General features: G+C 75.0%; 11 protein-coding genes. 4 read left to right on the top strand and 7 right to left on the bottom strand.

Going from position 1 to position 14,897, the window contains the following annotated elements:
- Window positions 1–3: 3 nt before the first annotated feature.
- The 6 genes from AB0D67_RS17745 to AB0D67_RS17720 form a co-directional block, all read right to left on the bottom strand.
- Window positions 4–1,539: an alpha/beta fold hydrolase gene (locus AB0D67_RS17745; RefSeq protein WP_362936054.1), complete on the bottom strand. Its 1,536-nt coding sequence runs from the start codon at window positions 1,537–1,539 to the stop codon at window positions 4–6.
- 139 nt (window positions 1,540–1,678) lie between these two features.
- Window positions 1,679–2,392, bottom strand: a complete 714-nt coding sequence (locus AB0D67_RS17740; protein ID WP_362936051.1) for an SRPBCC domain-containing protein — start codon at window positions 2,390–2,392, stop codon at window positions 1,679–1,681.
- A gap of 131 nt (window positions 2,393–2,523) precedes the next feature.
- The gene (locus AB0D67_RS17735; RefSeq protein ID WP_362936048.1) at window positions 2,524–3,810 is read right to left on the bottom strand and encodes an MFS transporter; all 1,287 of its coding nucleotides are present in this window, start codon (window positions 3,808–3,810) and stop codon (window positions 2,524–2,526) included.
- On the bottom strand, window positions 3,807–5,300 hold the full coding sequence (locus tag AB0D67_RS17730; protein ID WP_362936045.1) for a cupin domain-containing protein: 1,494 nt from the start codon (window positions 5,298–5,300) through the stop codon (window positions 3,807–3,809). The genes AB0D67_RS17735 and AB0D67_RS17730 overlap by 4 nt, the downstream gene beginning before the upstream one ends.
- Window positions 5,297–6,592 (bottom strand): hypothetical protein, encoded by a 1,296-nt coding sequence (locus tag AB0D67_RS17725; protein ID WP_362936042.1) that lies wholly within the window; start codon window positions 6,590–6,592, stop codon window positions 5,297–5,299. The genes AB0D67_RS17730 and AB0D67_RS17725 overlap by 4 nt, the downstream gene beginning before the upstream one ends.
- 8 nt (window positions 6,593–6,600) lie before the next feature.
- Window positions 6,601–7,764: a YcaO-like family protein gene (locus tag AB0D67_RS17720; RefSeq protein WP_362936039.1), complete on the bottom strand. Its 1,164-nt coding sequence runs from the start codon at window positions 7,762–7,764 to the stop codon at window positions 6,601–6,603.
- A 444-nt stretch (window positions 7,765–8,208) separates the two neighbouring features.
- On the opposite strand from AB0D67_RS17720, the gene polX reads away from it, so the two are divergent.
- The 3 genes from polX to AB0D67_RS17705 all read left to right on the top strand — a co-directional run bounded on the left by polX (window position 8,209) and on the right by AB0D67_RS17705 (window position 13,123).
- Complete coding sequence (polX, locus tag AB0D67_RS17715) at window positions 8,209–9,900, top strand: DNA polymerase/3'-5' exonuclease PolX (protein WP_362936036.1); 1,692 nt, start codon at window positions 8,209–8,211, stop codon at window positions 9,898–9,900.
- A 116-nt stretch (window positions 9,901–10,016) separates the two neighbouring features.
- The gene (locus tag AB0D67_RS17710; RefSeq protein WP_362936033.1) at window positions 10,017–11,156 is read left to right on the top strand and encodes a sulfite oxidase; all 1,140 of its coding nucleotides are present in this window, start codon (window positions 10,017–10,019) and stop codon (window positions 11,154–11,156) included.
- 275 nt (window positions 11,157–11,431) lie between these two features.
- Entirely contained in the window at window positions 11,432–13,123 is a 1,692-nt protein-coding gene (locus tag AB0D67_RS17705) for a wax ester/triacylglycerol synthase family O-acyltransferase (protein WP_362936030.1), read from the top strand.
- Window positions 13,124–13,129: 6 nt separating this feature from the next.
- Here AB0D67_RS17705 and AB0D67_RS17700 read toward each other — a convergent pair whose 3' ends face one another.
- Entirely contained in the window at window positions 13,130–13,801 is a 672-nt protein-coding gene (locus AB0D67_RS17700) for a TetR/AcrR family transcriptional regulator (RefSeq protein WP_362936027.1), read from the bottom strand.
- A gap of 114 nt (window positions 13,802–13,915) precedes the next feature.
- Between AB0D67_RS17700 and AB0D67_RS17695 the strand changes: the two genes are divergently transcribed.
- Complete coding sequence (locus AB0D67_RS17695) at window positions 13,916–14,839, top strand: aldo/keto reductase (protein ID WP_362936024.1); 924 nt, start codon at window positions 13,916–13,918, stop codon at window positions 14,837–14,839.
- The last annotated feature ends 58 nt before the right edge of the window (window positions 14,840–14,897 follow it).

The raw sequence follows: 14,897 nt of genomic DNA, 5'->3' as shown, positions 1-14,897 counted from the left end.
CGCTCAGCCGAGCCGGTCCAGCCAGGCGAAGAACCGTGGGAAGACCTTCCTGGCGGCGTGGTCGGTGAGCATCCCGTGCCCCTCGTTCTCGATGCCGACCCATTCCGACCCGGCCGGCGCCCCGTCCAGATGGGCGCGGACCGCGCCGGCGGGGATGCGCGGGTCCTCCTCCCCGTGCGCGACGAAGTGCGGTACGGCGGCGGGCGCCGCGTCCGGCGCGAGGCGGTCACCGGCCGAGCTCAGGAAGGCCCGCACCCCCTCGTGGCCGGAGTCGGCGAGATCGGCGAACCGCAGGAACCCACCGAGCAGGAAGACCCCGCGCACCCGGGGGGACAGGCGCGCGACCCGCGCCGCGAGATAGCCCCCGTAGCTCATCCCGCCTGCGACGACCGGCCCGGTCGCGACCTGTCGCAGTACGGCGAGAACGTCGTCGGCGTCGTCCACGCCGTAGCGGCCGGGCGGCGGCGGGCGCAGCGCCGGGTCGAGCACGTTGCTCCCCCGCACGTTCGGCTGGACGACCCGCCAGCCGGCCAGCGCCAGCGACTCGGCGAAGGGCGACCAGGTCGCCAGGTTCACCCCGTTCGGACCGCCGTGCAGCAGCAGCACCGTGCCGCGCGCCGTACCGGGCGGGTCGCGCAGCAGGCACGGCAGCGGGCAGCTCGGTCCCTCCAGGACGGTGTGGCGGGCGGGCGGGGGCGCGTGTCCGCGGGGCGGGTCGGGCCGCAGCCGCAGACCTCCCGCGGCGAGCTCGGCGATCTCCCCCGCCCACAGCCGCCGGGGCTGTCCGGGTGACGTCCAGCTCAGGCCGGCGAGCCCGTCACCGGCCAGCACGTCGTCCACCACGGCCGCGCCGGGCCCGGTCAGGCGGCGTCGTGCCCCGGTGCGGGTGTGCCAGGCGTAGGCGGCCCGGCCCGGCCACGTCTCGGCGACCACGACGACCTCCTCCGGCGACAGCCACGGCCCGACGGAGGTCACCGGGCCGTCCCAGTGGGAGACGCCGCCGCCGTCCACGCACACCACGCGTCTGGCCGGTCCCCGGCGCAGCAGCACGGCGATCCTGTCGCGGCGCGGCGAGTCCGGCACGACCGCCTCGACCACGGCGCGCGGTGGCAGCCGCACCTCGCCGAGGACCGGGTGGACGACGCTCCCGGCGTGGCCCGCCGGCTCCCGGCCCGCGACCGGGACCGGAACCGGGACCGGGACCGGGACCGGGAGCGGGACCGGAAGCGCGACCGGGAGCGGGAACGTCTCCTCGCCGAACAGTTCGGCGGCCAGGTCGCGTGACGCGTCCGCCGTCAGCCGCTCCCCGTCCCACCGGGGGCGGCGGTGCCATCGCGACCCGGTGGTGAGCGGCGTCCACCGGTCGCCGGTGAGCAGCGCGAGATGGCGGCCGGACCAGGCGTCGGCGCTCACCACCGGCCCGGCCGGGGTCAGCGCGAACGCCGGGCCGTCGCCGTCGAGCTGGGACCGCCGGAACGGGTCCGGCAGCGACGCGGTGACCCGCTCCGCCCGCTCCGGCAGCGGGATGACGTCCGGCATCGTGCCTCCTGTCCGTGTCCGTCCTGTCCGTGCTGTCCGTGCTCGTCCTGTCCGTGTCCGTCGGAACCGTCGGAACCGCCGGGGTCTCCGGGGTCTCCGGGGTCTCCGGGGTCTCCGGGGTCTCCGGAGTGCGGGCGGGTCAGGCCGGTGCGTACCGCTTGGCCCGCAGCACGGCGGGGACGACGCGCTCGCCGATCACCAGGTTCACCCGGTCGCCGGGCCTGTGGTTCTCGACCCACACGTCCAGGTCGTCGAGGCTGTCGAAGAGGAAGTCGTCGGCTGCGCGGATGACGTCGCCGGGACGCACCCCGGCGAGGTCGGCGGGCGCGCCGAGCGCCACGTCCTGCACCAGCATGCCCTCGCCCGCGACGGCCCCGACGGGGATGACCCCCAGCTCGGTCCGGTGCATGGTGTGGTAGTTGTGCGGGATCTCGTCGAGGTGGTCGCCGAGCAGGTCCAGGAAGTGGTCCCAGTGGTGCAGGAACCCGTCGCGTTCGAACCTGCCGTTGCCCTCCTCGGGGAAGCCGTCCTGCCGGAGCGTCAGACGGGTACGGCCGGCGTCGCCGTCGGCGTCGGCCAGCTCGAAGACCATGGTGACCTCGGCGTCGCAGGCGATCAGGCCGACGGTCAGCTCCAGCCGCCGGTTGGTCTCCAGGGCGCCGATCCGCCCGGTGTAGGCGGTCGGCCTGCGGGCGCCCGCGTCGTAGAGCCAGCAGAAGGCGGCGCCCGGCCGTTCGGGCATGACGCTGGCGACCACGCCGAGCCACTGCTCGGCGGCGGCGGGGTCGAAGATGGCCCGCCAGACCTTCTCACGGGGGTGGTTCAGGACGCGTTCGAAGCTGTTGCCCACCATTGGCGTGCTCCTTGTCGGTTGCGCGGCGGTTGCCTGGGTCGGTACGGCGGTGCTCATGCCGGTGACTCGTGTCCGGGCCGGTACGGCGGTGCTCATGCCGGTGACTCGTGTCCGGATCGGTACGGCGGTGCTCATCCCCGGCCGCCGGCCGGTTCCCCGGTCAGTTCGGCGACCCGGGACCGGGTGATGGTCGAGGCGGCGAACACGGCGAGCGCCAGCATGATCGCTCCCGCGACGACGAACGACGCGCGCAGACCGGCGGCGGAGGCCAGGAGGCCCCCCAGCAGCGCGCCGAAGGGCATCCCCCCGTAGGTGACCAGCCGGTGGGCGCCGGTGACCCGGCCGAGGAGGTGGTCGGGCGTGCCGGACTGCCGCAGCGACATCTGGTTGACGTTCCAGATCGCGGCGGCGAACCCGGCCAGGACCTCCGCGGCGCCCGCGGTCCACGCGTTCGGCGCGGCCGCGGTGAGCAGGCACGCGGCGCCCGCCGCGACCAGGGCGAGGCGGAGGCTGACCGCCGTGCCGAACCACGTGTTGAGCCGTCCGGCCTGCGCGGCGCCGAAGAGGCTGCCGAACGACCCCACGGCCAGCAGCAGGCTGAACCCGAAGGCCCCCAGGCCGAGCTCCTGCTGGGCGAACAGCACGAAAATGGCGGTCTGCGCCAGGCAGGCGACGTTGAACATGCCGGCCACGGCGGTGATCGACCGCAGCACCGGCTGCCGCCACAGCCAGGAGCAGCCCTCGGCGACGGCCCGCCACAGACCGGCCTCGCCGTAGGCGTTGCGGGAGACGTGGTAGTCGCCGCGCATCCTGCGCAGCAGGACGGCGCTGAACAGGAACGACAGCGCGTCGCCGACGAACGGCAGCGCCCGGGAGAAGCCGAACAGCAGCCCGCCGAGCGGGGGCCCGGCGAACGACTCGACGGTGGTCCTGGTCCCCACCAGCCAGGAGTTGGCCCGCCGGATGCGGTCGGGGTCGCCGGAGACCACCCTGGGCAGCACGGCGGTGCCGCTGCTGTCGAAGACGGTGTCGGCGACCGCGATGAGGAAGCCCACGGCCATCAGCAGCCCGATGCTCGCGAAGCCCATCGCGACGGCCGCCGCCAGCACGCCGGTGAGGGCGGCCCGCACCAGGTCCGCCAGCCACATCGCGCGCTTGCGGTCCCACCTGTCGGCCATCGCCCCGGCCGGCAGGGCGAACAGCAGCCAGGGCAGCCGCCCGACGACCGTCACGGAGGCGACCACCACCGGGTCGGTGGAGAGCGTGGCGGCCAGCAGCGGCAGCGCCGCGGAGGAGATGCCGTTGCCCAGCAGCGACACCGCCGAGGCGCCCCACAGCATGGGGAAGTCCGGTGCCAGGGACAGCGGACCCGGCCGCCGGGTGCGCGGCGCCTCGGTTCCGGGGATTGTGTCCGTCATCGCCGTCCCTCCTCCTGCCGGTCGGACCGTCCGCCGGACCAGTCGTCGTGCCGCCCGCCATGCCCCTCACCGTGCGGACCGCCGTACGGCCTGTCGGACGCGGCGGGCGCGGCGGGCGCGGTGCCGAACCGCAGCAGGCCGTGCCCGAGGAGCTCGGCCACCAGCCGCCGGCACTCGTCGGCGTCCGGGCCGCCGTCGGCGGCCGCCTCCCGGGCGAGGTCGCCCGCCCGCCAGGGGCGGCGGCCGAGCAGGCGGCGCAGCAGCGGCTCACAGCGGGCGTCGAAGTCGTAGCGCAGGCCGCCCGACAGCAGGGTCAGCCGGCGCCCGTCCCCGCCGCGGGCCACCGGGCGGGGGGCGGCCAGGACGACGACGGCGTCCGGCGGGCATCCGCCGGACAGGTCGGTCACCGCGTGCGGCAGCAGGTGGCGGGGGCGGGCCGCGGCCCGCCCGTCCCGCTCGGCGACGTACCGCCCGAACCCGTCGGCGCCGAGCAGGTCGCCGATCCCGCCGAGCAGCCGGGACAGCCGGCCGGCGAGCTCGTCGTCCCATCCGCCGAGCGGCAGGTCGAACCGGGCGTCCGGGTCGTTCAGCTGCCGGTCGACCGCCCAGCGCAGCAGGTCGCGGACCACCGGCCGCCGGATGCCGAACGTCAGGTGCACGGTGGTGCCGCCGACCGGCCGGACCGCGTGCCAGTGGCCCCGCGGCACGTACAGCGCCTGCCCCTCGGTCAGCTCGAACTCCCGCAGGGGCCGGGGCGGGCACTCGTTGAGGGGACCGTCGCCCGGCAGCGGCACGGGACGGCCGACGCCGTACAGCCGCCACTCCTTGCGCCCGTAGACCTGCAAAATGATGCCGTCGTGGTCGTCCCAGTGCGGGTCGAACGCCCCCACCTGCCCCCAGGAGGCGTAGAGGTTCACGAAGACCTCGGCGCGCAGGTCGTGTTCGAGCCGCTCGGCCAGCTTCCGCACCTCGGGCACCGCCTCGTCCACCGACCCGAACACCAGCGTCGCGCCCTCGCGCAGCCGGGCGTGCAGCTTGGCGCTGGAGACCCGCATCGCCGGTTCGCGGCCGACGCCCCTGCCGGGGATCGTCTCCAGGTAGGAGGACGGCGGCAGCGAGGCGTTGCCCCGCGCCACCTGCATCCGCAGCGGCCACGCCCGGTGCCCGTCGAGCAGCCGGTCGAGCTCCGGCCAGGGCAGCAGCCGGTGGAACCGCCCCGGGTCGGCGGGGTCGCCGGGATCGAGGTGGCAGTCGCGTCCCCAGTGCCGGCCGAGGAACTCCGTGACGGGCAGGGAGGTGATGATCTCCTCCAGGGCGTGCCGCCCGCCCGGCTCGGGGTCACCGGGACGCAGGCCGTCCAGGTCGGGCAGGGCCTCCAGCGGCCGGACGGTGAGCAGCCCGCCGCTTCCCGGCCGCTCCGCGCCGCGATCGGCGGGCCGCTCACCGGCTCCGGTCTCCTCCGGGGCGGGGGGCCGGCGCGTGTCGGTCATCGTCCCTCCCCTGCCGGGCTCGGGCGGACGGCCACGCGGGCTTCAGGGTTCGGACGGACGGGCACGCGGGCTTCAGGGTTCGAACGGACGGGCAGGCGGGCGGCCGGGTCGAGGTCGAGGCAGAGCAGGCGGTCCTCCTCGGCGTCGCCGGGCCGTCCCAGCCGCTCGGAGCAGTCGGCCGCCGCGGCGGCGGCCATCGCCCCGCGCAGCGTGCCCGACCCGGCGGCCCGCCGGAACGCCTCGCGGGCCCCCTCCCAGTCGCCGCGCCCGGCGAGGTAGGCGCCGACGGCGTACAGCGGCTCGGGATCGACCGGGTCCAGGGCGCGCAGCTGCGCCACGGCGTCGGCGGGGGCGCTGCTCTCGCCGGTGAGGGTGTCGAGCTTCAGATGGGCCTCCAGGACCAGCCCCCGGTTCTCCGCCCGGTAGTGGGCCTGTACGGGGTCCGGCGCGCACCGCGCCATGTCCTCGTCGTGGCGCAGCGCCAGGCGCATGTGCTCGACCACCGGCTCGCGGTCGCCTCCGGACAGCTCGTGCAGTGCGGCGGCGCGGTGGTAGCGGCTCGTCACCAGGTGCGCCAGCCAGTCCGGTTCGGCGTCCAGGCCGTCGGCCGCCCGGCGCGCCGCGTCCAGCCATCGGGCCGCCCCGGTCCGGTCGCCGCCGCCGCGGGAGCCGGTCGAGACCAGTTGCAGGGCGGCGAGCGTGCGCAGCGCCGGCCGGGCGGCGTTCTCCGCCAGCCAGCCGAAGACCCGGCCCGGGACGGGCGAGGCGCGGTTGAGCTGGTAGGCCGCCCGGGACGCCTCGTAGGCGAGTTGCTGCGACAGCGGGTCGGCGGCGGCGGTGAGGGTGCCGACGAGGTTGACGACGTGGCGGTGGAAGCCGAGCTGGGTGAGCAGCGCGACCACCACGACCCTGCGGTCCGGCGGCAGCGCGGGCCAGCGTTCCAGCGCGGCCACCAGGGCCCGCCATCGGGGGGTGCGCAGGCGGCCGGCCAGGCCGGCGGGCCGCTCGCACCGGTACTCATCGGCCCTGGCCTGCGCCACGACCTGGTAGCGGGAGCTGGTCACCGACACGGTGGCGAACCAGTTGGGCGCCACCTCCTCGGCCTCCCCGGTGAGCATCCGCGCCAGGTGTACGGCGTGCCGCGACCGCAGCGGGGCGGGGTCGGCGTCGCCCAGATCGATCCAGGCCCTCCAGCGCCGGGCGAGCCCGGCCGTGTCGAGCACCCGCGGCCCGGCGAAGCGGAGCTCCCCGAAGGAGACGGAGTCGTCGCGGTGGTAGGCGAACTTGGGCACGTGACCTCCTAGGCGATCGGGCAGGCCAGACCGGCGGGCGGGGTGAGCGGTTGGAGGACCTCCGAGCCGTGGCACACCACGCGGTGCACCGCGTACGGCCCGACCGAGGGCAGCCGCACCTCGGCGGGCTGGTGGCCGAACAGGGCTTCGGCGGTCTCCAGCAGGTCGGCCGTCGTGACGGGGACGGTGCGGGGCTCGCCGGCGCCTGAGGTCCGCCGCCGCACGAAGTCCAGGTGCCGCGGACCGGCGGCGGCCGCGGCGAGGCCCCTTTCGCGGTCCCGGTCACCCGGCCGAGCGGAGCTCCCGTCCCGGTCACCCGGCCGCGCGGAGCTCCCGTCCCGGCCGCCCGGCCGCGCGGAGCTCCCGTCGCGGGTGCCCGGCCGCGCGGGAACCTCGCCGCGATCACGAGTGCCCGGCCGCGCGGGGCGTCTCGGGGCGGAGAGGGCCAGGCGGTTTCCCACGGCCTCGTAGACCGCGTGCCGTACGGCGTCCGCGGTGTCCCCCCGGGCGGCGGCGCCGCAGGTCAGCGCGGTCCCGTCGGAGCGGTGCAGGAAGGCGGTCACGACGTCGGGCGACAGCCCCGCCACGCGGAACGTGCGGAGGACGACGCCGCCCGCCCGCAGCGCTCCGGTCAGGCCCGGCGGCAGCACGGCGTCGTGCAGGTGGTCCAGCTCCTCGAACAGGATGTCCCCGGTCCGCCAGCCGCGCTCCAGCACGTGCCGCTCGATCACCTCCAGCAGCGCGGCCGTGCGCGCCCGCTCCCGGTCGGGACCGGCGGCGGTGCCGGCCGACGTCTGCACGCACCAGCGCGTCTCCGGCGGCGGAGGGTCCCAGCCGAGGAAGACCGCCTGGGCGGGCACGGCGACCTCCGTGCCGTCGCGCATGCCGTGGCCGGCCACCCATGACGTCGGCGGGGAGCCGGCGGCGGCGTGCGCGGCCGGTGCGATCACGGGCCGGTCGCCGGGGCCGGCCAGGACCGGCAGCGCGCCGGCGGCCGACAGGTGGCTCACGTGCTGGGCGTACTCCCCCGCCGCCCGGCGGGCGGCCCGGCCGGGGTCGGCGTCGCAGGCTCCGCCGCTGACGCCGGCGTCGTCGGCCGTCCAGGCCACGTGCAGGATCCCGCCGACCAGCGGGCGCACGATGGGCCGCGGCGCGGCGTCGCCCTGGTCCATTGGTCTCCCTCTCCCTCAAGCCGGCACGCCCGGGGGTTCCGTCGATCCGGCACACTCCGGGGTCACCTCGAACCGGTGCACCCGGAGTCCGGGCGCGGGGGCGTCAGCATCGGCGACCCGCCCCACAGCGCCCTCGGATCACGCGCCGCCCGGTCGCGGGGCGGCGACGGTCTCGTCGCGCGGCACGTCAGTACGACTTGTTGCCGAGGACGTCGAACTCCTGCGCCTCCTCGTCGACCTGACCGAGGTCCCAGTTGATCTCCATACCGTTCACCTCCTTTCTCTTCTCTCACTCCTTTCGATCGTGATCCACGGGGTCGTCCGGGTGCACCTTCCGGTGTGCTGGGCGCCGCTCTCCGGCACGGCGGGCGTCCGCCGCGATCCGCCGCGGCGGGCCGCGGCGGGCGCCCGGGGAATGTCGGGGCGATCTCCTAAGCTGGGCCCATGGCACGAGTGAACGACGCCGTCGCGGCCGCCCTGGAGGAGTACGCCGAGCTGTTCGCGATGACCGGCGGCGACGCCTTCCGGGTGCGCAGCTACCAGAAGGCGGCCAAGGCGATCGCGGGCTTCCCCGAGGACATCGCGACCACCGCCGTGCGCTCGGTGCCGGGGGTGGGCGAGGCGATCGCCAAGAAGGTCGAGGAGTTCCTCAGCCGGGGCAGCTTCCGCCAGCTCGACGACCTGCGGGGAAAGGTCCCCGAGGGGGTGAGGCGGCTCACCCGCGTCCCCTCGCTCGGGCCGAAGAAGGCCGTTTTCCTCTTCCAGGAGCTGGGCATCGACTCCCCCGAGGCCCTGGCCGAGGCGATCGGGCAGGGGCGGCTGCGGGGCGTCAAGGGCTTCGGCGCCAAGACCGAGGCCAACCTGCTGCACGGCCTGGAGCAGATGGAGCAGGCCGGCGCCCGGGTGGACATCGGCACCGCCATGGACCTCGCCGAGCAGATCATCGCCTCGCTCGGCGCCGAGCGGATCGCCTACGCCGGGTCGCTGCGCCGGATGAAGGAGACCATCGGCGACATCGACATCCTGGCGGTCGGTCCAGAGAGCCTGATGGACGACTTCCGCGGCATGCCGTACGTCGCGGAGGTCATCGCCTCCGGCGAGAAGAAGACCTCGGTCCGCACCACGCAGGGCGTCCAGGTGGACCTGCGGCTGGTCCCGGCCGCCTCGTGGGGCGCGGCCATGCAGTACTTCACCGGCTCCAAGGAGCACAACGTGCACCTGCGGGAGATGGTGGTGAAGCGGGGCTGGAAGCTGTCGGAGTACGGCCTGTTCGACGGCGCCCGGGTGATCGCCGCCGAGCGCGAGGAGGACGTCTACGAGGCGCTCGGCATGCCGTGGATCCCGCCGGCGCTGCGCGAGGACGGCGGGGAGATCGACGCGGCGCTCGCCGGGGAGCTGCCGGACCTGGTCACCGTCGCCGGCCTGCGGGGCGACCTGCACACCCACACCGACCTGACCGACGGCATCGCCACCCTGGAGGAGATGACGGCGGCCGCCGCCGCGCGCGGCTACTCCTACTACGCCGTCACCGACCACGCCCCCGACCTGGCGATGCAGCGGATGACCCTGGAGCGGGCGCTGAAGCAGCGCGAGCGGCTGCGCCGCCTCCAGGCGGAGTATCCGGACATGCGGCTGCTGCACGGCACCGAGCTGAACATCGGCCCCGACGGGTCCGTGGACTGGCCGGAGGACGTGCTGGCCGGCTTCGACGTGTGCGTGGCCAGCGTGCACTCCCACTTCACCCAGTCACGCGAGGAGATGACGCGGCGGTTCATCGCCGCCTGCGAGAACCCGCAGGTCCACATCATCGGTCATCCCACCACCCGCCGGATCGGCCGGCGCCCGCCGGTGGACGCCGACTGGGACGAGGTGTTCCGCGCCGCCGCGCGCACCGGCACCGCGATGGAGATCGACTCCGCCTCCGAACGCTCCGACCTGCCCTCCGACCTCGTACGGCGGGCGCGGCATCATGGAGTGAGGTTCTCCATCGACAGCGACGCCCACTCCGTTCCGGGGCTCGCGGGCCAGCGGTTCGGGGTCGGCGTGGCCCAGCGGGGCTGGCTGACCGCCGAGGATGTGATCAACACCTGGCCGCTGGAGCGGCTGCTGGCCTTCCTGGGCCGCGGCGGCCGCTGACGGCCTCCGGCCACCGGGGGCGACACGGTGGCGGGAGGTGACACGCCCGTCACAACCCCTGCACAATTACACGGTTATCTGGTAGGGAATAACTGTAACCGGGGAAGGGGAGCAGCATGCCGTACACGGCCGAGAGCGGAACGGGACAGCGCCATGGAACCCGCGGGGACGCCGGCTCCGGGATCGTCAAGCCGCTGCCGCCGGAGCTGTTCGTCGTACACGACACCAACGCCGAGACACGCTGGGAGGCGCTGGGAGGCGTCGGCTACCACGTGCCCGCCGAACGATTCTTCGTACGCAACCACACCTCCACCCCGATCATCGACGCCGCCGCCTGGCGGCTGCGGCTGCACGGCTCCGGCCTGCGCGCGCCCCGCGACTTCGGCTATGCCGAGCTGCTGTCGCTGCCGGCGGTGACGCGGGACGTGATGATCGAGTGCGCGGGCAACGGCCGCAGCCTGTTCGCCTCCCAGCAGGGCCAGGAGGTCATCGGCACCCCCTGGCGGCTCGGCGCCGCCGGCGTGGCCCGCTGGCGCGGGGTGCCGCTGTCCACGGTGCTGCGGCTGGCGGGCGTCACCCCCGACGCGGTCGACGTCATGCCGCGCGGCCTCGACCCGCACTACGTCGAGGCGGGCGTCGACTTCGGGCGGGTGCGCCGGCCGATCCCGGTGGCCAAGGCGCTCGACGACGTGATCCTCGCCTACGAGATGAACGGCCGCCCGCTGCCGCCCGACCACGGCCACCCGGTACGGCTGGTCGTGCCCGGCTGGATCGGCCTGGCGTCGATCAAGTGGGTGGGCGACATCGAGGTCTCCGTCTCACCCCTGAGCTCGCCGTGGACCACCGAGTTCTACCGGATGTTCGGCGCGTCCCACCCGCCGGGAGGCGGTGAGCCGCTGAGCACGCAGGGCATCAGGAGCGCCTTCGAGCTGGCGTGGGGGGCCAGGCTCGCCGCCGGGCACCCGCACGTGCTGCGCGGCCGCTCATGGTCGGGCAACGGCCGGATCACCGGAGTGCAGGTCAGCCTGGACGGCGGCGCCACCTGGCGACCGGCCCAGCTGCACGGCTCGCACCTCGCCCCCGCCTGGGTCCGCTGGCACGTCACCTGGTGTCCCCGCGCCACGGGACCGTACGAGCTGATGGCCAGGGCCGTCGACGAGACGGGGGCCGTCCAGCCGGACCGCACCCCGCACAACCGGTTCGGATACATGTTCGACGCGGTCGCCCGGCACCCGGTGACCGTGGTGAACACCTGAGCGAGAAACGCCGGTGATTTCCATCCGGAAGCGATCACATGGAATTCCCGTACGCAGTTCTTACCCGTTCAAAAGGACGTGGGTCATTTCCCTTGGAGCACGGAGGTATTAGCTGATCAGGCAAGACAAGCCGCCGGAATCCATGGTCGGTCCGCCGGATCCCATCCGGAAAGGACGCCTGGCGTCGCACAGGGGAAACGAGGGGGAAACGAACCGGAGCGATGATGGCCGCACCTGTTCTTCCACCATCCGTTTCCCGCCAGAAGGGCCGACCGATGCGACAGCTGTCCGCGCTGGACGCGCAGTTCCTGCACGCCGAGTCGGCGACCACCGGGGCCCACCTCGCCGGGGTCGCGATCCTGGACGCCGCCCGCTCCCCCGGCGGCGTCGTGACCCGCGAGGACGTCATCGGGCTGCTGCGTGAGCGGCTGCACCTGCTCCCGGCGCTGCGGCTGCGGCTGGCCGAGGTGCCGTTCGGCCTCGACCGGCCGTACTGGACGGAGGCCGCCGGCCTCGACGTCGCCGACCACGTCCACGAGGTCGTGCTGCCGCTGCCCGGCGACGAGTCCCAGCTGGCCGACGAGATCGCCCGCATCCACGAGCGCCGCCTCGACCGGTCTCGCCCGCTGTGGGAGATGCATCTCATCCAGGGCCTGAGCGGCGGCCGCGCCGCCCTGTACACCAAGGTCCACCACTGCGCGGTCGACGGGATGTCGGGCGTGGAAATCCTGGCCTGCCTGCTGGACCTCACCTCCGAGATCCGTCCCGTCCCCGCGCCCGAGCCTCCGGACCCGCCGCCGCCCGCCCCCGACCCGGCGGAGATGCTGGCCGTGGCCGTGGCCAGGTCGGTCTCCCACCCCGCCAGGGCGCTGCGCTCCCTGGGCCGGCTGGCGGCCGACCTCGACGCGATCCCGCTGCTCGGGGCGCTGCCCGCGGCCCGGACGGTGGCCGCCGCGGCCCGGATGATCACCGGCGGCGACTCCGCGCTGCCGGAGATGCCGCCCCTGGTCGCCCCGCCCACCCCGTTCAACGGCCCGATCAGCGCCCGGCGGCGCTTCTCCTACGGCGCGCTGCCGCTCGCCGAGGTCAAGAGGGTCGCCCGGACCTTCGAGCTGAGCGTCAACGACGTGGTCATGACGCTGTGCGCCTCGGCGCTGCGTTCCTGGCTGCGTGAGCGTGACGCGCTGCCCGCCGAGCCGCTGGTCACCGCGGTCCCGGTCGCGGTCCGTACGGCCGGCGCCCGCGACGGCTCCCACGACGACTCCGCGGCCGGGGCCGGGGTCGGCAACCGGCTCTCGGCGATGATCGCCCCGCTGGCGACCGACGTCGCCTGCCCCCTGGAGCGGCTGCGGGTCACCGGGGAGGCGATGCGCCGGGCCAAGCGGCGCTTCGCGGCCGCGCCCGCCACCTGGCTGGACGAGCTGTCGGCGGTACTGCCCGCCCCGGTCACGGCCATGGCGACCCCGGCCGTCTTCCGGCTGGCCTCGATCGTGCTGCCGCCGATCAACCTGATCGTCTCCAACGTCCCGGGGCCGCAGTTCCCGCTGTACCTGTGCGGCGCCCGGGTCCTGGGCTACTACCCGATGTCGGTGCTGACCGACATGACCGGCGGGGTCAACATCACCTGCTTCTCCTACGACGGATCGCTCGGCTTCGGCGTGCTGGCCTGCCCGGACCGGGTGGCGGACGTCTGGCGGCTCATGGGCCACCTGCAGGAGGCGATGGACGAGCTGACCGAGCTGGCCGGGACGGCGGACGTCCGCCCGGCCCCGTCCGCCGCACCGTTCAAGACCCCGGCCCCCGACCCGGCTCCGGCGGCCGTCGCGGACCCGGCGGCGGTTTCGAACCCGACGGCGGCCCCGGCCGCGGTCGCGCCGACGGCCCCGGTGCCGGTCACGGTCCCTGCCGCTCCGCCGATCACCGTCACGGTGCCGGAGGTCGCGGTGCCGGAGCCGGCCCTGGCCTGAGCCGGATCAGCCCAGGGCGTGGGCGATCAGCTCGGCGACCGCGTCGGGGTCGATGGTGTGCCCGGTGAGCTGGCAGAGGTTCTCCTGGTAGAGGAGCACCGCGGCGAAGGTGACGGCGGCGACCTCCAGCCGGGCGGCGTCACCTCGCGGGGTCGGCAGCGCCAGTTCCAGGGCGAACCGGGCCCGGCGGATGATCTCGCCGTTCAGGCGGCCCAGCCGCTCGCGGACCGACCCGTGCGTGTCGGCCTCGCGGAACAGGATGCGGCGCATCGCCGGGGAGGCGCGCAGCGGCAGCCGCCGGGCCAGCTTCGAGAGCGTCCCCGCGGCGTCACCGGGGACGGCCTCCACCTCGGGGGCCTCCTCCACGAGCGTGCGCTCGTCGACCAGTGTGACCAGTACGTCGATCTTCCTGGGGAAGTAGTGGAAGACCAGGCCCTTGGGCACGTCGGCCACCCGGGCGATCTCCGCCGTCGAGGTCGCCTCGTAGCCGCCGCCGGCGAACAGCGTCTCGGCGGCGTCGAGGATGCGGGTGCGCGCGCCGGGATCGCCGCCGTCACGCCCGGGTCCGGGCCGCTCGCCGGGATCGGCGCCGTCACGCTCGCGTCCGGGCCGCCCGCCGGAGCCGGCGCGGTCACGTTCACGTCCCGGCCCGCCCCGCCGCTGCCTGAAGCCGCTCACAGGCCGACCATAACCGCGGGCCCGGCCGGATTTCCATGCCGCCGGAGGGAGATCACCGTACGGCCGGCACCGCGCCGCACGGCGCTCCGGCCGGGAGGAAATACAGTGAGCCGCATGAGCTTTTCCGAACTCAACCTCTTCCCGCTCTGCCTGGGCGGCAACGTCTTCGGCTGGACCGCCGACCGCGAGGACTCCTTCGCCGTCCTGGACGCCTACGCCGAGGCGGGCGGCAACTTCATCGACACCGCCGACGTGTACTCCGAGTGGGTCCCCGGACACGCCGGCGGGGAGTCGGAGACCATCATCGGCGAGTGGCTCAGCGCCCGCGGCAACCGCGACCGGATCGTGCTGGCCACCAAGGTCGGCATGCTGAGCGGCCGTCCCGGTCTGTCGGAGAGGAACATCCGGTCGGCCGTCGAGGACTCCCTGCGCAGGCTGCGGACCGACTACATCGACCTGTACTGGGCGCACGTCGACGACGCCGACACCCCGCTGGAGGAGACGCTCGGCACGTTCGGCGAGCTGATCGGCGAGGGCAAGATCCGCAACATCGGCGCGTCCAACTACGGCCCCGAGCGGCTGGCCGAGGCCCTGGACGTCTCCGGGCGCGAGGGCCTGCCCCGCTACGGGGTGCTGCAGCAGCCCTACAACCTGGTGGAGCGCGGCTACGAGGGTGCGCTGCGCGACGTGGTGGCGGACCGGGGGCTGACCAGCACGCCGTACCACGGTCTGGCCCGCGGCTTCCTGACCGGCAAGTACCGGCCCGGGGTCGAGGTGGACAGCCCCCGCGCCGCCACCGCCGGCCGCTACCTGGAGGAGGAGCGGGGCCGCCGGGTGCTCGCCGCGCTGGACGAGGTGGCCGCCGCCCACGACGCGGTCCCGGCCACCGTCGCGCTCGCCTGGCTGGCCGCCCAGCCCACGGTGGCCGCGCCCATCGCCAGCGCCCGCAACGTCGAGCAGCTCAGGCCGCTGCTGGCCGTCGCCGAGCTGGAGCTGACCGACGGCGACCTGAAGCTGCTGGACGAGGCGTCCCGCTGACGGGGAAGGGGTCCCGCGGCGTCCTGTTCCGGACACCCGATCGATCTCGCCCTACGAT

This window comes from Streptosporangium sp. NPDC048047, from assembly GCF_040653115.1.
GTDB lineage: Bacteria > Actinomycetota > Actinomycetes > Streptosporangiales > Streptosporangiaceae > Streptosporangium.
Note: the sequence above shows the minus strand (reverse complement) of the source record. Positions and strands in the feature narration are given on the sequence as shown.

Coding starts and splice junctions, on each gene's coding strand:
- AB0D67_RS17745 (WP_362936054.1), bottom strand. CDS start 1,539: ATGCCGGACGTCATCCCGCTGCCGGAGCGGGCGGAGCGGGTCACCGCG.
- AB0D67_RS17740 (WP_362936051.1), bottom strand. CDS start 2,392: ATGGTGGGCAACAGCTTCGAACGCGTCCTGAACCACCCCCGTGAGAAG.
- AB0D67_RS17735 (WP_362936048.1), bottom strand. CDS start 3,810: ATGACGGACACAATCCCCGGAACCGAGGCGCCGCGCACCCGGCGGCCG.
- AB0D67_RS17730 (WP_362936045.1), bottom strand. CDS start 5,300: ATGACCGACACGCGCCGGCCCCCCGCCCCGGAGGAGACCGGAGCCGGT.
- AB0D67_RS17720 (WP_362936039.1), bottom strand. CDS start 7,764: ATGGACCAGGGCGACGCCGCGCCGCGGCCCATCGTGCGCCCGCTGGTC.
- polX (WP_362936036.1), top strand. CDS start 8,209: ATGGCACGAGTGAACGACGCCGTCGCGGCCGCCCTGGAGGAGTACGCC.
- AB0D67_RS17710 (WP_362936033.1), top strand. CDS start 10,017: ATGCCGTACACGGCCGAGAGCGGAACGGGACAGCGCCATGGAACCCGC.
- AB0D67_RS17705 (WP_362936030.1), top strand. CDS start 11,432: ATGCGACAGCTGTCCGCGCTGGACGCGCAGTTCCTGCACGCCGAGTCG.
- AB0D67_RS17695 (WP_362936024.1), top strand. CDS start 13,916: ATGAGCTTTTCCGAACTCAACCTCTTCCCGCTCTGCCTGGGCGGCAAC.